Origin of the sequence: Streptomyces sp. S186 (assembly GCF_051603415.1) — a bacterium.
GTDB lineage: Bacteria > Actinomycetota > Actinomycetes > Streptomycetales > Streptomycetaceae > Streptomyces.
In genome coordinates, this window is the sequence record NZ_CP193932.1 from 6,923,984 (window position 1) to 6,942,421 (window position 18,438).

The window sequence follows — 18,438 nt, forward strand, 5'->3', positions numbered from 1 at the left end:
CATGGACCCTGACAGACTGCACCGCGTCCTGGCCGAGCTGGCCGCCCGCCACCAGGTGCCGGGTGCGCAACTCGCCGTCCTGCACGGCGGGGACCGCTTCCTGGTGCACACCGGCGTGGCCGACACCGCCACCGGCGCGCCCGTGGAAGCGGACACGGCCTTCCCGGCCGGTTCGCTGACCAAGCCGTTCGGCGCCGCCCTGGCGATGATCCTGGTGGCCGACGGGGACGTGGACCTCGACGATCCGCTGGACGGCCCGCTCCCGGAGTTCGGCGCGGGCTGCCTGGTCACCCTGCGGCAGCTGCTCAGCCACACCGCCGGCCTGCCCTCCGACGTGCCGGAGGGCACGGCCGGGACCGGCGACCGCGCCCGGTGGGTGGCCCGCCACTGTCGGACGGAGGATCTGGCGCATCCGCCGGGGACGGTCTTCTCGTACTCCAACGTCGGCTATGTGGTGGTGGGCCGGCTGGTCGAGGCGGTGACCGGGATGACCTGGCAGGAGGCGGTCGGCGCGGTGCTGCTCGAACCGCTGGGCATCCGGCCGGCGTTCGTCGCGGGACCGGAGCGCACCGGCCGCCCGGTGGCCGCCGGGCACGCCGTCCAGGCGGCCCGCGGCCGGGTGCTGTCGGTCGCCGAGCAGGACCTGCCCGAGGTGGAACTGCCCAACGGCGGGCTGGCGCTGAGCGCCGCGGACCTGGTGTCCTTCGCCCGCCGGTACTTCGCGGGCTGCCCGGACCCGGCCCCACTGGACCGGGCGACCGCCGACGACATGTGCTTCGACCAGCTCTCCTCGATCGCCGTCGGCCCGTACGGCATGGCCGACGGCTGGGGGCTGGGCTGGGCGCGCTACGACGACGGCGCGGCGGACGTCTACGGCCATGACGGCACCGGCGACGGCACGCACTGCTCGCTGCGGTTCGACCCGTCCAACGGCAGCGCGGTGGCGCTGACCGCGAACGCCAACACGGGGGCGCGGCTGTGGGCGGACCTGGCGCCCCGGCTGCGGGAGCTGGGCCTGCCGGTCGGGGACCGGCCGGAGCCCGGGGCGCCCGCCGGGCCGATACCCGCCCCGGCCGGCTGCCTGGGCCGGTACGCCAACGGCGACACCGTGTTCGAGGTGACCCGCGCGGCCGGCGGCGGGCTGCTGCTCGGCTTCGGCGGCGCGCCGCGCGCCGAGCTGCTGTGCGACCCCGGACTCCGCTTCGTCATGCGGGAGTTGGGCAGCGGTACGTGCTCGCCGGGGCGGTTCGTCGCCGATCCGCTCACCGAACGGATCGACTACCTCCAGATCACCGGCCGGCTGGCCGCCCGCACCGGCGACGACAGCGGCCCGGCATGACCGCGGTGCCCAGGGACGCGACGGACGCCACGGATCCAGCGGAGGTCATGGATGCCGGTGCCGGTGCCGATACCGGGGCGGGGCCCGGCCGCCCGGCCGTCCCGCTGTCCCGCAACCGCGACTACAACGTCCTGTGGACGAGCCAGCTGCTGTCCGAACTGGCCCTGGAGATCGCCGCGGTGGCCGTCCCGCTGCTGATCCTCGCCCGGCACGGGTCGCCGGTGCAGCTCGGTCTGGCGTCCGCGGCGCTGGCCGCCGCGCACATGATCGCGGTGGTGCCGGCCGGGGTGCTCGCCGACCGCTGGGACCGCCGGCGGCTGATGCTGGGCTGCCAGCTGCTGCGGGTGCTGGGGATGGCGAGCCTGGCCGGGGCGCTGCTGCTGGGCCGGTACGCGTTCTGGCACATGCTGCTGGTCGTGGTGGCGGACGGCTTCCTCGGCTCGGTCTTCGACCCGGCCGAGCACGCGGCGCTGCCCCAGGTGGTGCCGTCCGCCCAGCTCTCCACGGCGGTGGCCCGCAACGCCGCCCGACCCTATGTCGCCACCCTGGTCGGCCCGGCCGTCGCCGGCTTCCTCTTCGCGGCACTGCCGTCGGGCCCGTTCCTGGCCAACGCGGCGATGTTCGTGCTGTCGTCGGTGGCACTGTGCTTTCTGCGGCTGCCCCGCGGCCGCACCGGCGAACGTGCGGAACGACGGCCCGCGGACCGGGAGGCGGCAGACCGGGAGGGGGTGGCCGGTGACGTGCCGGGGACCGGCGCCGGCTTCGCGGCCGGATTCCGCTGGGTCCTCGGGCAGCCGGTGATCCGTACCACGATGGCCTGGATGCTCGTCACGAACCTGGTGTTCGGCGCGCTGCTGATCGTGCTGCTGGCGCTCTCCGGCGAGGACCGGGTCGGGCCGGGTGAACTGGGCCTGACGATGGCCTGCTTCGGCGTGGGCGGACTGCTCGGCGGGCTGTTCGCGGCCCGGCTGCACACCGCCGTCCGGCCACCGGTGATCCTCCTCGGCTTCGCCTGGACCGCGGTGGCCGCCACCGCCGTGATGGCGCTGGTGCCGGCCGGCCTGCCCCAGGGCGGACTGCTCGCGGTCCTCGCCTTCCTCGCCCCGCTCGCCAACACCACTGTGCTCACTCATCAGCTGACGGTCACCCCGGACGCCCTGCGCGGCCGGATGAGCGGGGTCGCCGGCTTCTGCTCCGGGGGCGCCGGCGTGCTGGGCCCGGCGCTCGGCGGCGCGTTGACCGGGCTGGCCGGCGGCGGCGTCACCGCCGTGCTGCTCTGCGCCGGCTGCCTGCTGATGGTCGCACTCGCCGCCACCCTCAGCCCGACCCTGCGCCGCTTCCCGGCTCCCGCGGGTGCCGACCTGCCAACTTGACTCCACGGGAAAGAAGGTGGAACGCCCCTCCGCTTCCGGCGATGCTCGGAGATCATCACTTGGAGATGTCCGCGCGACCTCGGTGCAGGGGGTCCCGGGCCGGTCCGCGCGACCCGCCCCGGCCACTCCGGCGTGTGTGCGCGCGGCCAGGCGAAGGGCCCCGTATGCAGACCACCCCCCACCCACCGCGTCCGGCGCCGGACGCGGCGACGGCCCGGCCGTCCGGTACGGCCCCCAACCCCAACCTCCGGTCCCTGACCGGATTACGGTTCCTGGCCCTGTTACCCGTCTTCCTCACCCATGCCGCCTTCGAGGGCGTGTTCAACGACGCGAAGCTGAGCTGGGGCTTCCTCGACGGCATGGGGAGCACCGGCTACACGGCGGTGTCGTTCTTCTTCGTGCTGAGCGGCTTCGTGATCACGTGGTCGTACCGCTCCACGGACACCGCGCGGAAGTTCTGGCGCCGGCGCTTCTTCCGGGTCTTCCCCAACCACCTCGTGGCCTATGTCTTCACGGTCGCGCTGATGGTCGCCGTGGGCTCCGCCTTCGACGTGCCGGGCATGCTCGCCCAGCTGTTCCTGCTGCAGGCGTGGGTGCCCGATCCGCTGTTCATCGACACCGGCAACACCGTCACCTGGTCGCTCGGCGCCGATGTCGCGTTCTACGCGCTCTTCCCGCTGCTGTTCGTCCTGGTGCACAGGATCAGGCCAACTCGCCTGTGGTACTGGGCCGGTGCCCTGGTGCTCGTGGTGGTCGCGCTGCCGACCGTCGCCCTGTCGGTGCTTCCGGACAGCCCGGTGATGCCGGTCGGCGGGGCCTCCCGCGCCCAGTACTGGTTCACCTACTTCTTCCCGCTCTCCCGCGCCGTGGAGTGCGTGATCGGCATGGTGTTCGCGCGGATCGTGCTCACCGGCAAGTGGATACGCCTGCCGGTGACGGCCGCCGCGGCCCTGGTGGTCGCCGCGTACGTGCTCGCCCAGTACGTCCCCTTCCTCTACCGGCTGAGCGCGGTGCCGGTGGTGCCGCTGGCGCTGCTGACCGCCGCGCTGGCGGTGGCGGACGCCGAGGGCCGCGGCACCTTCCTCGGCGGCCGGCACATGGTCTGGCTCGGTGAACTCTCCTTCGCCTTCTACCTCGTGCACCAGCCGATCCTGGCCTACGGGCACATCCTGGTCAGCGCGCGGAACGACCGGGGCGAGGTGGTACCGCGCACCTGGGACACCCCGGCCGGCATCGCGCTGATCGCCGGGTCGTTCGTGCTGTCGATGGCGCTGGCCTGGCTGCTGCACAACGGCGTCGAGAAGCCGGCGATGCGCCGCTGGTCCCGCCCCCGGAGCACGGCAACTTAGCCGCCAGGTGAAAGATGTGGAGCGAGCGAACGATCTCGGCCAAACTCCGGCTCAACGGGGGAGCGGGGCAACCATTGCCAGACGTCCGTGCGCGGTGGAGATCCGGTGCCGGCGACCGCACCCGGGTCATCCAACAGCAGACGGTGGTGCGGCCGCCGCGGACCCGCGCCGTCCGCACCGCCCGTCGCCCGTCCGGCGGAGGTCCGCATGCAGACGAGTGCCCAGCAAAGTTCCCAGCCAAGACCCCGGCCGGCGCCGCCCCGGGTGAACCTCAGGTCCCTGACGGGGCTGCGCTTCGTCGCCACCCTGCCGGTGTTCCTCACCCATGCCGCCTTCGAGGGGGTCTTCAGCGACGCGAAGCTGAGCTGGGGCTTCCTCGACGGCATGGGGACCATCGGCTACACGGCGGTGTCGTTCTTCTTCGTGCTGAGCGGCTTCGTGATCACGTGGTCGTACCGGCCCACGGACACCGCGCGGAAGTTCTGGCGCCGGCGCTTCTTCCGGGTCTTTCCCAACCATCTGACGGCCTATGTGCTCGCCCTGGTGCTGATCCTCTCGGTCGGGCTGACCGTCGAGGTGCTGCCGTCGATCACCCAGGTCCTCCTCGTGCAGTCCTGGGTCGACGACCCGGCGTTCACCGACACCGGCAACAGCGTCAGTTGGTCGCTGGCGGTGGACGTGGTCTTCTACGCGCTCTTCCCGGTGCTGCTGGTGCTGGTGAACAAGATCAAGCCGAATCGGCTGTGGTTCTGGGCGGCCGGCGCGGTCCTCTGCGTGGCCGCGGTCCCGGCGATCGCGTTCACCGCGCTGCCGGACACCCCGAAGATGCCGCTCGGCGGGGTTTCCGTCACCCAGTACTGGTTCACCTACTTCTTCCCGCTCTTCCGGATGCTGGAGTGCGTGCTCGGCATGCTGATGGCGCGGATCGTGCTCACCGGCAAGTGGATACGCCTGCCGGCGACGGCCGCCGCGCTGCTGCTGGTGCTCGCGTACGCGCTCGCCCAGCACGTGCCGTACCTGTTCCGGCTGAGCGCGATGACGGTGGTGCCGGTGGCGCTGCTGACCGCCGCGCTGGCGGCGCGGGACGCCGGGGGCCGCGGCACCTTCCTGGGCAGCCGGCTCATGGTCTGGCTCGGCGATCTCTCCTTCGCCTTCTACCTGCTGCACAACCTGGTGCTCAAGTACGGCCATCTGCTGCTCGGCCACAGCGAGCAGGACGGCGAGCTGGTGGGCCGCACCTGGAGTACGCCGCTGGGCATCGTGGTGATCGCCGCCGGCTTCGCGGTGTCCCTGCTGCTCGCCTGGCTGCTGCACAACGGCGTGGAGAAGCCGGTGATGCGCCGCTGGTCCCGGGCCAGAGTGACTCCTGTGACTGGTGTGGCCAGTGGAATCCCTGTGAAGGACGGGGCAATTTAGCTGGCGAGTAAATAACATGGAACAACCCCTCGAAAGCGTCAAAGATTCGACTGACCGGCCGTTCGGTGCCGGAGCCCCACATTCCGGCGCCCTATCCGAAGGGACGAGTACGTGCTGACGCACCATCTGCAGGATGACGACGTCGCCGCGATCGACACCGTGGTCGACGAACTCAGCCGGCGCTACGACACCGTGGAGTCCACCGACTTCCAGGCCGAGAGCCGGCTCTTCGCCGACGAGTTACCGCGTCGGGTGCGTCAGGCGCTGCACGAGTACCGCAGCACCGAGAAGTCCGGTCTCCTCGTCGTGCGCGGGCTGTCCGTGGACGACGCGGCGCTGGGGCCGACGCCGGCCGAACGCCGGCACAAGCCGGGACCGTCCACGTCCCTCCGCCAGGACATCGCCTTCTACCTGATAGCCAACCTGCTCGGTGACCCCATCGGTTGGGCCACCCAGCAGGACGGCCTGATCATGCACGACATCTACCCCGTCCGCGGCTTCGAGCACGAGCAGATCGGCTGGGGCAGCGAGGAGACCCTCACCTGGCACACCGAGGATGCCTTCCACCCGCTGCGCACCGACTACCTCGGGCTGATGTGCCTGCGCAACCCGGACGGCGTCGAGACCACCGCCTGCGACATCGCCGACGTCCGGCTGGACGACGCGACCCGCGAGATCCTCGCGCAGGAGCGCTTCCGCATCCTGCCCGACGACGCGCACCGCATCTCCGGGCAGGCGCCGGCGGACGAGAGCCCGCGCGAGGCCGCCCTGCGCACCCGCAGCCGGCAGCGGGTCGACGCCGCCATGGAGTCGCCCGAACCGGTCGCCGTGCTCTTCGGTGACCCCGACGACCCCTATCTGCGGATCGATCCGCACTACATGCGGGGCGTCCAGGGCGAGGCCGAGCAGCAGGCGCTGGACACCATCGGCGCCGCCATCGACGACGCCATGTCCGGTGTCGTCCTCACCCCCGGCGACATGGTCTTCATCGACAACTACCGCGTCGTCCACGGCCGCAAGCCGTTCCGCGCCCGCTTCGACGGCACGGACCGCTGGCTGCGCCGGCTCAACGTCGCCCGTGATCTGCGCGCGTCGCGCGGCTCGCGGCTCGCCGCGCACACCCGCGTCATCTACTGACCACCGCCGCGGCATCGCCACCAAGGTGCCGGCTCATCGACCTGCCGCCGCCACCACCCGCATCACATCGTGTCGTCCGCACGGCCCCGTCCGGGAGCACTCCCGCGCCGGCGGCCGCGCGGACCCCGTCATCCCGCAACCGGGGAACACCCATGTCTCTGCGAGGTACACCTGTGTCCGGAATGCAGCAAGAAAACGCCGCTCGGGGGAACTCCGAAGGTGCTACCGGAAACCTCACACAACTCGAATTCCTGGCGCTGAACAGCGAGTTCAACCTCGCCGACGGCCACGCCCGGCAGTCGCTCACGGCCGGCCAGAGCCAGATCGTCGCCGAGCTGCCGCTGCTCTTCGAGGAGGGCGAGAAGCGCCCCGTCGAGGAGCTGGAGCGCGAGGCGCACGCCGCCTTCTTCACCGCGCTCGGCCAGCACAGCTACCCCTCGGCCCCCGGCCGGGTGCTCAGCTGCTACTCCTCGTCCGTCGCCATGGAGATCCTCTCCCGCGCGCTGGCCGAGACCACCGGGTCGGTGGCCCTGGTCCACCCGACCTTCGACAACATCGCCGACCTGCTGCGCGGCAACGGCCTGAAGCTGGTGCCGCTGGCCGAGGACCCGCTGCACGGCGACGACCTCGACACCGACCTGCTCACCTCGGTCGGCTGTGTCTTCGTCACCACCCCGAACAACCCCACCGGCCGGGTCGTCTCCAAGGAGCGGCTCACCCGGCTCGCCGAGCAGTGCGCCGCCCACGGCGTGGTGCTCGCCCTGGACACCTCCTTCCGCGGCTTCGACACCCGGGCCCACTACGACCACTACGAGGTCCTCCAGGCCAGTGGCGCGCGCTGGGTGGTCATCGAGGACACCGGCAAGCTCTGGCCGACCCTGGACCTGAAGGTCGGCATGCTGGTCCACTCCGAGAACCTCGCGCTGCCCGTGGAGAAGATCTACTCCGACATCCTGCTCGGCGTCTCCCCGCTGATCCTCGCCATGGTCCGCCGCTTCTCCGAGGACGCGGCCGCCGGCGGCCTCGAGGACCTGCACCGCTTCATCGCGGGCCACCGCGCCATGGTGCGCGAGGAGTTGGCCGGCCTGCCCGGCGTCTACGTCCCCGACCCCGACAGCCGCGCCAGCGTCGAGCGGATCGGCCTCACGGACCTGACGGGCACGCAGGTCTGGGAGCGGCTGCGGGAACACAACGTCTACGCCCTGCCGTGCCGCGCGTTCCACTGGGCCGACCCGTCCCAGGGCGACCACACCCTGCGGCTCGCCCTGGCCCGTTCCACGGACCCGCTGACCCAGTCCGTGCGCGCGCTGCGCCACGTTCTGCAGCAGCGTTGAGGGCGCCACTGGACGCGGCCGGACCCCCGAACGACGCGGAGCCCGCGCTGGCGCACACCCGGCAGTGGCGGCCCGGCGTCGTGCAGGAGGTCGCCCCGGCCGACGTGCTCGACCTGGGGCCCGGCTACATCGAGCCCGCGCTGCTGCCGGTACCGCTCCTCCGGGACGCGTACGCACAGGCGCTGGCGGAGTACGGCGCGGCGGCGCTGGGCTACGGCCACAACCCGGGCGCGGAGCCGCTGCGCGCCCTGCTGGCCGCCCGCGCCGCCGCGGCGGACGGGCGGCCCTGCGACCCCGAACAGGTCCTGCTGACCGCCGGCACCTCCCAGGCCCTGTACCTGCTCGCGACCGCCCTGGCGGCCCCGGGCGACACCGTGCTGACCGAGGAGCTCTGCTACGACCTGGGCCGCCAGATCTTCCGGGACTGCCGGCTGCGGCCGGCCCCGGTCGCCATGGACGGCTCCGGGATGCTGCCCGAGGCGCTGGACGAGGCCCTGGCCCGGACGGCGGCCGAGGGCGCGCGCACGGCCTTCGTGTACCTCACCCCCACCCACCACAACCCCGTGGGCCACACCATGCCCACCGAGCGCCGCCGCCGGCTGCTGGAGGTGGCCGCCCGGCACGACGTACTGATCGTGGAGGACGACGCCTACGCGGAACTGCCGCTGGACGACGGGCACACCCCGCCGCCGTCGCTGGCCTCCCTGGCCGGCTACCACGGTGTGGTGCGGCTGTGCAGCTTCTCCAAGACCCTCGGCCCGGGCCTCCGCCTGGGCTGGCTGCTCGCCGACCGGGCGCTGGCCCGCCGGCTGGTGGCGCACGGCCTGTTCGTCAGCGGCGGCGCCCTGAACCACACCACCTCCCTCGCCGTGACCACGCTGCTCGCGAGCGGCGCCTACGACCGTCATCTGACGTCGTTCCGGGCGCGGTTGCGGGACCGGCGGGACGCCCTGGTGGGCGCCCTGCGCCGGACGGCGGGGGAGCGGCTGGAACTCCGGGTGCCGCGGGGCGGGTTCTTCCTGTGGCTGCGCTTCGGGGCCGGGGCGGACGAGTCCGCGCTGCTCGCCGGCGCCGCCCGGGCCGGCGTCGGCATCGCCGCCGGCTCGCGCTTCGGCACCCCCCAGGAGGCCGGCGTCCGGCTGGCCTTCAGCTTCAACCCGCCCGCTGTACTGGAGCAGGCCGCACAGCGGCTGACCACCGCATGGGCCGGCAGCATGCCGGAGCCCCGGATCGGAGTGAGATCGTGACGACCAGCATCGGGACCAACGGCCGGCCCACGGCGGCCGGTCCGGGCGACGGCGGCCCCATCGGCTACAGCCTGCCGCTCTCGCCGACCGGGGAGTCGGCGATGCTCACCCCGCCGCCGTGGCACTTCTCCGGCGAGGTGGTCATGGTCGAGTACCGCGTCGACCCGGACGCGGCCCGACGGTTCCTGCCGCCGGGACTGGAGCCGGGCGCCGACCCCGGTGCCGCGGCCGCGGTGTTCGCCACCTGGCAGTGGTGCTCCCAGGACGGGGCGGAGCTGACCGACCCCGCCCGGTGCCAGTTCGGGGAGTTCCTGATCCTGCTGGGCTGCGAGTTCGAGGGCCGTCCCATGGCCCGGGCCCCGTACGCCTGGGTGGACCAAGCCGTGCCGATGATGCGCGGCTGGGTGCAGGGCATGCCCAAGCAGTTCGGCGTGATCCACCAGAGCCGGCCGGTCACGGTCGGCCGGGCGGGCTCCCGGCTGGCGCCCGGCGGCCGGTTCGACGGCGCGCTCTCCGTCCACGGACGGCGGGTCGTGGAGGCCGCCGTCACCGTGGAGCGGCAGACCGACCGGCGGCCGGTGCTGCACGACGTCCCCCTGGCCCACACCCTGGTCTTCCCGGAGTGGGTGCCCTCGGCGGCCGGCCCGCGGCCGCGGCTGGTCGCGTCCGAGGTCAGCGACGTGGAGTTCTCCCCGATCTGGACCGGATCGGGCGATCTCACGTTCTTCGAGGGCCTGGGGGATGATTTCCGAACGCTCGCGCCTTTGGAGGTAGGGGACGGCCACGTGTTCGCCTACGGGGAGACCCTGCACGGCGGCCGACTGCTCAGCGACTACTCGTCGAGCGCGCACGACATCAGTGATGACAATGGGGGAGCACGTGCTGAGGATCCACTTCACAGTTGAGGACCTGGCCCATACCAGGATGCTGGCGACCCTGGGGCCGCTGGCGGAGAGCGCCTTCGCGCTCTACCTCTTCGGCCGGAACGGCGACGTCGCCTTCCACGAGTGGCGGCGCACCGTCCGCGCCGAACTGGGCCGGGACGCGGCACGGTTCATGGCCCTGTCCCAGCAGTTCCGCACGCTGGAGGAGCTGCCGGAAGCCTTCGCCGACGCCTTCACCTCCGGTGCCGATCCCGACCAGATCGCGCCCGGCGAGGAACGCGGCGGCACCCGGCTGCTGGCCGAACTGTGCCGGGTGGCGGTACTGCCCCACTGGAGCCTGATCCGCGGCCATCTCGACGGCGCCCGGGAGGGCTGGGGCAGGGTGGCCATCGCGCACGGCGTCGAGCGGCTGCTGAGCTCGCTGCACCCGAAGGTCCGCTGGCGGGCGCCGGTGCTGGAGGTGCGGCAGGGACCGCACCGCGACATCCACCTGGACGGCCGCGGGCTGCTGCTGTGCCCGTCGTTCTTCCTGTCCGAGCAGTCCTGCGCCTTCGTCCCGGCGGTCGGCAAGGACGCCCCGCCGGTCCTCGTCTACCCCGTGAAGATCTCCTCGCGCGGCGACATCTGGGGGACGCCGGAACACGACGAGCAGGCGCTGGGCGCCCTGGTCGGCCACACCAGGGCGGCCGCGCTCGAAGCGCTCACCGAGGGCTGCTCCACGGGCGAACTGGCCGAACGGCTGGGCATCTCGCTGGCCGGTGCCAGCAAGCACGCGGCGGTGCTGCGCCGGTCCGGGCTGGTGACCACCTCCCGCAACCGCAACACCGCCCTGCACGCCCTCACACCCCTGGGCACCGCCCTGTTGCGCCACAGCGGCGGCGACAGCCTCCCCGCGCGGTCCCCCGCTCCGTTACCGATCATTCCGCCGCAGCGCACGCGGGCGATGCCGTTCAAGCCCGTGGGCCCCGGCGCCGACCGGCAGGCGGTCTGAATCTCCTGGCGGCGGCCCCGTCCCCCGGGCCGCCGCCAGGTCCCGGCACCACCGGCCCCCCGGCACCGCTCGCACCCCGAACACGAGAGGACACAAGAACAGATGGGCGCAAACCCCTTCGACGACCCCGACGGCCGCTTCCTGGTGCTGATCAACGACGAGGGCCAGCACTCCCTCTGGCCGGCCTTCGCCGAGGTGCCCGCCGGCTGGACGGTGGCCCTCGCGGAGACCGACCGCCAGTCGGCCCTCGACCACATCACCGAGCACTGGACCGACATGCGGCCCCGCAGCCTGGTGCTGTCCATGGAACAGGAAGGGGCCACGACCGCCTGACGGGGCGTCACACCGGTTGGCGGCGGCACCGGGCAGAAGGTCCCGCCGGAAAGCCGCCCCGGCCCGTCCCGCCATACGGCAGAATTCCCGCCTGTGACTATTCGTTTGTTGATCGCCGACGACCAGGAGATGGTCCGCCGGGGAATGCGCCGCATCGTGGAGAGCCAGTCCGACATGACGGTGGTCGGTGAGGCGGCGAACGGCGCGGACGCCGTGGAACTGGCCCGCACACTCGGCCCCGACGTCGCGCTGGTGGACATCCGGATGCCGCGGATGGACGGCCTGGAGGTGACCCGCCGGCTGGTCGATCCCGCATTTCCGCATCCGGTCCGGGTCGTCGTCGTCACCACCTTCGATCTCGACGAATACGTCTATCCCGCACTGCGCTTCGGCGCCTCGGGATTCGTCCTCAAGCGCTCGGGTCCGGCACTGCTGGTCGAGGCGGTCCGGGCGGCGGTGGCCGGGGACAGCCTGATCAGCCCGCAGATCACGGCCCGGCTGCTGCAGCACGTCACCGGCCCGGCGACCGGCCGGCGGGCCCGGAAGCAGCGCGACGCGGTACTGACCGAGCGCGAGGCCGAGATCGCCGGAAAGGTCGCCGAGGGCAAGTCCAATTCCGATATCGCCCGCGAGTTGTTCATCTCGGCGGGCACCGTCAAGACACATGTCGCCAGCATTCAGCGCAAGCTCCAGGTCCGGAATCGGGTCGGGATCGCGGTACGGGCCTGGGAATTGGGCTATGCCACCGGGCAGCTGCCCGGCTGACATTCCCCGGCCCCGGAACGGACACCGTTCCGTAACGGTCCGGGGCCGCCCGCCGGAAATATCTGCCGTACGGCAGATGCCGCACGATGCGTTCCGTGCTCGCCGCCGCCGGCGCCCGGGAAGGTGCGTAACCTCACCCCATGGATGACGAAACTCTTCCGCTCCCGGAGCGCCGGCGGCAACGGCGCCGCCGCTGGGCCGGGTTCGCGGCGGGCGCGATGCTCGTCCCCGCCCTCGTGTCGCCCCCGAGCGCCGCACCGGCGGCGGTCCTCGCCGCGCTGACGCTCGCCGTGGCCCTGCTGGTCTGGCCGATCGGCCGGATCTCGCTGGACCGGGCGGCGGCCGGGGCGGCACTGCTCTCCCTGGCCGTCGACGCCGGCTACTTCGGGCCGCCGGGCCTGGTGATCCTGTGGTACCCGTGCGAAACCGTCGCGCTGCTGGTCCTGTTGGAGCGGGTGGTACGCCATGTGCCCAGCCCCAAGGTGGCGTTCGTCGCCCCGCTGACCGGCGCCGCCGCGGTGCTGCTGCCGCTGCGGTTCACCCTGCACGCCCCCACCGCGGGGCTGAAGGAGTCGGTCGCCGGCGCCCTCTTCGCCCTCTTCCCGGTGGCCGTCGCGGCGGGCATCGGGCTGTATCTGCGGTCGCTGGACAACCGCCGTGCGCACGCGGTGGCCCTGGCCCGGCGCGAGCAGCGCCTGGAAGTCGCCCGGGACCTGCACGACTTCGTCGCCCACGAGGTGACCGGCATCGTCCTGGAGGCCCAGGCGGCACAGCTCGACGACGGCGCGGGCCCCGAGGAGTACCGGTCACTGCTCCAGCGCATCGAGCAGGCCGGGCTGCGGGCCCTGGACTCCATGGACCAGACGGTGGCCGCGCTGCGCGAGGCGGAGAGCCGCAAGTGGGGCGAGCCGCCGCCCACCCGCCTCTACGGCCTCGCCGACCTGCCCGAACTCGTCGGCCGCTTCTCCTCGATGGCCGCCGCCGAGGTGGCGCTGTCGCTGGAGGACGAGGTGGCCGGCACGCTGTCGCGGGAGGCCGAGGACACCGCCTACCGGGTGGTGTTGGAGGCCCTGACCAACGTACGGCGGCACGCGCCGCAGGCCGGGCGGGTGGCGGTGTTCGCCGGCCGCACCGCCGACCGGGCGGTGGAGGTCACGGTCGCCGACGACGCCGGCTCCGCGGCCCCGGCCGGCACCCGGCAGGGCGGCGGCACCGGCCTGGCCGGACTGGACGAGCGGGTCAGCGCCCTCGGCGGCACCCTCCAGGCCGGCCCGCACGGCCCCGGATGGCGGGTCCGCTGCGTGCTGCCGGCGCCCGCACTCCGCTGAGTCGACAGCCCCGCCGAGCCGAGGATCCCGCCGAGCCGATATCTGCCGATCGGCAGATGTGCCGGCGCCGGGGAACCGAGATCCTTTCACCAGTGCACCGCTCATCACCGCACCGCCCGCAAGTGCACCGCCCGTAACCCTGGAGGAACCGATGTTCTCAAGCGCCCGCGCGAAGCGGCCCGTCACACTCGTCGCCGCCGCGGCGGCCGTCGTCGCCGCGTTCGGCCTCACCGGCTGCTCGGTGGACGCCTCGAAGGCCACGCCCGTGACGAAGACCTTCGCCTACTCCGGCAAGTCGCTGAACGTGACCACGCACGAGGTCGCCACCAAGATCGTCGCGGCCGACCGCAAGGACATCAAGGTCACCCGCTGGTTCGACTCCGCCGCCGGCACCGAGCACCTCAAGTGGGTCCTGAAGGGCAACACCCTCGACATCGACGCCGGCTGCAGCGGCATCGCCATCTGCGACGCCAAGTTCCAGGTCGAGGTCCCCAAGGGCATCACGGTGTCCAAGGACGGCGAGCAGACCCTGAGCGGCAAGAGCTGAACCGTGCTGGAACTCGTCGACGTCACCAAGGTCTACAAGGGCGGCAAACGCGCCGTCGACAACCTGACGCTACGTCTGGAATCGGGCATGGTGGGCCTGTTGGGGCCCAACGGCGCCGGCAAGTCGTCCCTGATGCGGATCGCCGCCACCGTCACCCGGCCCACCAGCGGCACCGTCCGCTTCCACGGCGAGGACGTGGTGGCCCGCCCCAACACCCTGCGCCGGGCGCTCGGTTACCTCCCGCAGGACTTCGGGGTCTACCCGAACCTCACCTCCCGCGAGTTCCTCCGGTACATGGCCGCGGCCAAGGGCGTCTCGGCCCGCACCGCCAGGGCCCGTATCGACGAACTGCTGGAGCTGGTCAACCTCACCGAGGCGGTCAAGCGGCCGCTGGGCAAGTACTCCGGCGGCATGCTGCGCCGGGTCGGCATCGCCCAGGTGCTGCTCGCCGACCCGCAGGTCATCATCGTGGACGAGCCCACCGCGGGCCTCGACCCCGAGGAGCGGGTCCGGTTCCGCAACCTCCTCAGCGACCTGGCCGCCGACAAGGTCGTCCTGCTCTCCACCCACATCGTCTCCGACGTCGAATCGGTGGCCTCCGACATCGCGGTGCTGGCCGGCGGCCGGCTCCAGCGCCGCGGCTCCCCCGAGGACCTGCTGCGCTCGGTGACCGGCCAGGTGTGGGAGGTGCTGGTCGACCCGTCCTCCGTGCCGGCGGTGCAGGCGCAGTACATCGTCAGCCGCCTGGTGCGCACCGCCGAGGGCGTCCGGATCCGGCTGCTGTCGAACGAACAGCCCTACGAGGGTGCCGCCCCGCTCACGCCCGACCTGGAGGACGCCTACCTCGGCATCATCCGGTCCGCCGAGGGCGGCCGGCCGGCCCAGGGCTTCGGCGGGCGGACGCTGCGGGCCGGGGCGGTGTGACACGGTGCTCCAGATGCTCACCGGGCTCGCGGTGGCCGACTTCCGCGACCGGATCCGCCGCCCCGCCTACCTCGTGGTGCTGGCCGCCGCCGTCGCCCTCGGATACGTGGCGGTGCCGTCCTCGGACGCCAAATGGATGATCATGCAGGTCGGTGATCACCGCGGGATCTACAACAGCGCCTACGTCGGCATGGTGACGGCCCTGGCGGCCGGCCTGTGGCTGACCCTCGGCGGCTTCTACATCGTCCGCAACTCCATCGAGCGCGACCGCAGCACCCGCGTCGGCCAGCTGCTCGCCGCCACCCCGCTGCGCACCCCCGCGTACATGGCCGGCAAGTTCCTCAGCAACCTGCTGCTGCTGGCCTCCATGCTCGGGGTGCTCGCGGTCACCGCCCTGGTCATGCAGCTGGCCCGCGGCGAGTCCACGGACCTCGACCTGGTGGCCCTGTGGCAGCCGTTCGCGCTGATCGCGCTGCCGCTGGTCGCGCTGACCGCCGCCTGCGCCCTGCTCTTCGAGTCGCTCCCCGTGCTGCGCACCGGCGTCGGCAACATCCTGTGGTTCTGCATCTGGCTGGTCGTCTCGACCGCCGGGCAGGGCCCCGGGCTGCCGCTCGACGGCATCGGCGTCAACAGCGTCGTCAAGTCCATGTACACCGACATGGTCGCCCAACACATCGACGTCACCGGCGCGTTCAGCCTCGGCCTGACCTATCTGGACAAGCCGCTGGGACTGTTCACCTGGCACGGGTTCACCCCGACCGCCGGCTACGTCCTCGGCCGGGTGACCCTGCTGCTGATCGCCGCCCTCGTCGCCCTGCTCCCGACACTGTGGTTCGGCCGCTTCGACCCCGCACGCAGCCGCCGGCACCGGCCCGCCGTCCAGCAGGTCCAGGACGCGGCCGACGGCGGCGTCCAGCCGGTCTTCGTCGACGAGGTCGGGCCCGACGCCGGCTCCCGGCCCACCGTGGGCAGCGTGCTGCGCACCCGCCCGGAACCGGGCGCGGTCACCCTGCGGCTGTGGGCCGGCGAGGTCCGCATCCTGCTCCAGGGCGTGCGCTGGTGGTGGTGGCTGGGCGCCGCCTTCCTGATGATCTGCGGGCTGACCGCCCCGGCCATCCACGGCATCACCCGCGTCATGCTGCCGCTGTCCTGGATCTGGCCGGTCCTGATCTGGTCCCGGCTCGGCACCCAGCGCCACGAACACGGCGTCGAGGGCATGCTCGCCGCCTACCCCGCGGTGCGCCGCCGGGTGCTGGCCGAGTGGGCCGCGGGCCTGACCGTCACCGTCGTGGCCGGCATCGGCCCCCTCATCCGCCTGATCGCGGCCGGGGACTGGCTCGCCCTGGCGGGCTGGACCGGCGGCGCCCTGTTCATCCCGTCGCTGGCCATGGCCCTGGGCACGCTCAGCCGCACCCACCGGCTCTTCCAGGCGGTCTACGTACCGCTGTGGTACTCCGTCGCCAACGGACTGCCGATCTTCGACTTCATGGGCGCCCTGCGCGACAGCAGCGAACTGGCCAAGGTACAGCCGCCGATGACGATCATGGTGGCCGCGGCCCTGATGGCCGTCGTCTTCGCGGCCACCGTGCTGCGCCGCTTCAGCCGCGACTGATCCGGCCGGCCGCCGGGCGCGCCACCCGCGCCCGGCACCCGCGCCCGCACCCCGCACCGCGCCCCACCCCGCGCGAGAGATCACCGAGCCCCGAGCGAGGAGAGATCCATGCCCGAATCCGCCCGCAGCCACCCCGTCCACCCCGCCCGCCTCGCCGACCCCGACGCCACCGGTCCGACCGGCCTCGCCGGCCCGTCGCGGACCGCGTCCCGCATCGCCGAACTGGAGCGGGAGGTCGACGAGTTGCGCAGCGCCAACGCGATCCTGCTGTCCGTCGCCACCTACTACAGCAGGCATCACGTCCCGCACTGCATACCGGGCAGAACGTCCGCACCCAGCGATAGTTGACGGAGCGTCAGCTCAGCTGGCGGACACGACCACAACGGGGGTGATATCCGCACACGAACCGACCACACACAAGGAGCTCCGATGCGACTGCGGCGCCGACACCCCAGCGCGGCCGACCCCGCCCGCCGGCACCCGCACACCGGTGTCCGTCCCTTCCGCGCGACGGCCGCCGCCATACTGGCCACCACCCTGGCCGCGGCGCTCACCGGTGCCTGTTCCCCCGCCGACCCGGCCCTGAAGACGGCGGGAGCCGCGTCCCCCGGCCCCCGTACAGCCGCCCGTAACGCCCAGCAGTGGACGGCCTCCTGGGGAGCCACCATGCAGCAGGCCACGGACTACACCGACCACACCGACGACACCAAGGGCACCGACGGCGCGGCCAACTGGTCCCGGGAGGGGTTCCACGACGAGAGCCTGCGCCAGGTGATCCGACTGAGCGTGGGCGGCTCCGCGCTCCGGCTCCGCTTCTCCAACGCCTACGGCACCCGGCCGCTGCACCTCGCCGGTGCCACGGTCGCCAGGTCCGACGGGCAGGCCAAGGCGCGCCCCGGCACCGCCCGCGCCCTCACCTTCGACCACGCCCGCTCCCGCACCGTCCCCGCCGGAGGCACCGCCGTCACCGACCCGGTGTCCCTGCCCACCGCCAACCTCGAAAAGCTCACCGTCACCCTGCGCTTCACCACCCCCACCGGCCCGGCCACCATGCACCGCTTCACCACCGCCACGTCCTACCGCGCCCCCGGCGACCGGCTGGACAGCACCGCCGACGAGGCGTTCGACCGCCGGACCTCGCACGCCTGGTACTACCTGACCGGCGCCGACGTGCTCGCGGCCGGGCCCGACTCCGCCGCGTCCGTCATGGTCTTCGGCGACTCCCTGATGGACGGCGTGGGGACCAGCCCCGGCACCGACGACCGCTTCTCCGACAAGCTCGCCGAACGCCTCATCGCCGCCGGCCGCCCCACCGGCATCGCCAACGCCGGCCTCGCGGGCGACCGGCTGCTCCACGACTCCCCCTGCTTCGGCGAGAGCGGCACCGCCCGCTTCGTGCGGGAGCTGCGCGGCCACACCGGGCTGCGGGCCGTCTTCGTCCACCTCGGCGCCAACGACCTCTCGCGGCTGTCCGACGGGGACTCCTGCGGCGAGAACAGCCGGCCGGTGACCGCCCGCCAGCTGATCGACGGCCACCGCGCCCTGATCCGCGAGGCGCACGCCCGCGGTATCAAGGCGATCGGCGTCACGCTTCCCCCGCTGGCCGGCGCGGTCTTCCCCTTCACCGACCCGGCCGGCATCGAGGCCCGCCGGGAGCTCAACCACTGGATCCGCACCAGTCACGCCTACGACGCGGTGCTCGACGCCGCCCGGGTCCTGACCGACCCCCAGGACCCCGACCGCACCCGCCCCGGCTACGTCTCCCAGGACGGCCTGCACCCCAGCGACGCCGGCTACCTGGCCATGGCCTCCGCGGTCGACCTGACCACCCTCTGACGCCCGCCCCCCCGATCAGCCCC

The 18,438-nt window shown here is 72.9% G+C and carries 17 protein-coding genes; all 17 read left to right on the top strand.

All coding sequences use genetic code 11. The features are described from left to right. The first annotated feature begins 1 nt into the window (after position 1). The 17 genes from ACRAS8_RS29870 (at position 2) to ACRAS8_RS29950 (ending at position 18,415) form a co-directional block, all read left to right on the top strand. Entirely contained in the window at positions 2-1,339 is a 1,338-nt protein-coding gene (locus ACRAS8_RS29870) for a serine hydrolase domain-containing protein (protein WP_438489087.1), read from the top strand. After that, positions 1,336-2,712 (top strand): MFS transporter, encoded by a 1,377-nt coding sequence (locus ACRAS8_RS29875; RefSeq protein WP_438489088.1) that lies wholly within the window; start codon positions 1,336-1,338, stop codon positions 2,710-2,712. Before ACRAS8_RS29870 ends, ACRAS8_RS29875 begins: the two co-directional genes overlap by 4 nt. A gap of 164 nt (positions 2,713-2,876) precedes the next feature. Continuing rightward, positions 2,877-4,061 (top strand): acyltransferase family protein, encoded by a 1,185-nt coding sequence (locus ACRAS8_RS29880; RefSeq protein WP_438489089.1) that lies wholly within the window; start codon positions 2,877-2,879, stop codon positions 4,059-4,061. Between the two features lie 264 nt (positions 4,062-4,325). Beyond that, positions 4,326-5,477: an acyltransferase family protein gene (locus ACRAS8_RS29885; RefSeq protein WP_438489090.1), complete on the top strand. Its 1,152-nt coding sequence runs from the start codon at positions 4,326-4,328 to the stop codon at positions 5,475-5,477. Positions 5,478-5,588: 111 nt separating this feature from the next. Beyond that, entirely contained in the window at positions 5,589-6,614 is a 1,026-nt protein-coding gene (gene gntD / locus ACRAS8_RS29890) for a guanitoxin biosynthesis L-enduracididine beta-hydroxylase GntD (protein ID WP_438489091.1), read from the top strand. 182 nt (positions 6,615-6,796) lie between these two features. Then, a complete protein-coding gene (gene mppP, locus ACRAS8_RS29895) occupies positions 6,797-7,948 on the top strand; it encodes an enduracididine biosynthesis enzyme MppP (protein ID WP_438489092.1) in 1,152 nt (383 codons plus the stop codon). Continuing rightward, positions 7,945-9,195 carry an enduracididine biosynthesis enzyme MppQ gene (gene mppQ / locus ACRAS8_RS29900; protein ID WP_438489093.1) on the top strand — a complete coding sequence of 417 codons (1,251 nt, stop codon included), beginning with the start codon at positions 7,945-7,947 and terminating at the stop codon, positions 9,193-9,195. Before mppP ends, mppQ begins: the two co-directional genes overlap by 4 nt. Then, on the top strand, positions 9,192-10,100 hold the full coding sequence (mppR, locus tag ACRAS8_RS29905) for an enduracididine biosynthesis enzyme MppR (protein WP_438489094.1): 909 nt from the start codon (positions 9,192-9,194) through the stop codon (positions 10,098-10,100). Before mppQ ends, mppR begins: the two co-directional genes overlap by 4 nt. Beyond that, complete coding sequence (locus tag ACRAS8_RS29910; protein ID WP_438489095.1) at positions 10,075-11,070, top strand: ArsR/SmtB family transcription factor; 996 nt, start codon at positions 10,075-10,077, stop codon at positions 11,068-11,070. Before mppR ends, ACRAS8_RS29910 begins: the two co-directional genes overlap by 26 nt. A gap of 102 nt (positions 11,071-11,172) precedes the next feature. Next, positions 11,173-11,403: an MbtH family protein gene (locus ACRAS8_RS29915; protein WP_438489096.1), complete on the top strand. Its 231-nt coding sequence runs from the start codon at positions 11,173-11,175 to the stop codon at positions 11,401-11,403. Positions 11,404-11,496: 93 nt separating this feature from the next. Further along, a complete protein-coding gene (locus ACRAS8_RS29920; protein ID WP_026247566.1) occupies positions 11,497-12,168 on the top strand; it encodes a response regulator in 672 nt (223 codons plus the stop codon). A 140-nt stretch (positions 12,169-12,308) separates the two neighbouring features. Continuing rightward, the gene (locus ACRAS8_RS29925) at positions 12,309-13,496 is read left to right on the top strand and encodes a sensor histidine kinase (RefSeq protein WP_438489097.1); all 1,188 of its coding nucleotides are present in this window, start codon (positions 12,309-12,311) and stop codon (positions 13,494-13,496) included. Positions 13,497-13,647: 151 nt separating this feature from the next. Continuing rightward, complete coding sequence (locus ACRAS8_RS29930) at positions 13,648-14,043, top strand: hypothetical protein (protein ID WP_438489098.1); 396 nt, start codon at positions 13,648-13,650, stop codon at positions 14,041-14,043. A gap of 3 nt (positions 14,044-14,046) precedes the next feature. Continuing rightward, positions 14,047-14,967, top strand: coding sequence for an ABC transporter ATP-binding protein (locus tag ACRAS8_RS29935; RefSeq protein WP_438489099.1), 921 nt, complete (start codon positions 14,047-14,049; stop codon positions 14,965-14,967). 13 nt (positions 14,968-14,980) lie between these two features. Further along, positions 14,981-16,579 carry a hypothetical protein gene (locus ACRAS8_RS29940; protein ID WP_438489100.1) on the top strand — a complete coding sequence of 533 codons (1,599 nt, stop codon included), beginning with the start codon at positions 14,981-14,983 and terminating at the stop codon, positions 16,577-16,579. A 108-nt stretch (positions 16,580-16,687) separates the two neighbouring features. Beyond that, positions 16,688-16,927: a hypothetical protein gene (locus ACRAS8_RS29945; protein WP_438489101.1), complete on the top strand. Its 240-nt coding sequence runs from the start codon at positions 16,688-16,690 to the stop codon at positions 16,925-16,927. An 81-nt stretch (positions 16,928-17,008) separates the two neighbouring features. Then, positions 17,009-18,415 carry an SGNH/GDSL hydrolase family protein gene (locus tag ACRAS8_RS29950; RefSeq protein WP_438489102.1) on the top strand — a complete coding sequence of 469 codons (1,407 nt, stop codon included), beginning with the start codon at positions 17,009-17,011 and terminating at the stop codon, positions 18,413-18,415. Positions 18,416-18,438: the final 23 nt, after the last annotated feature.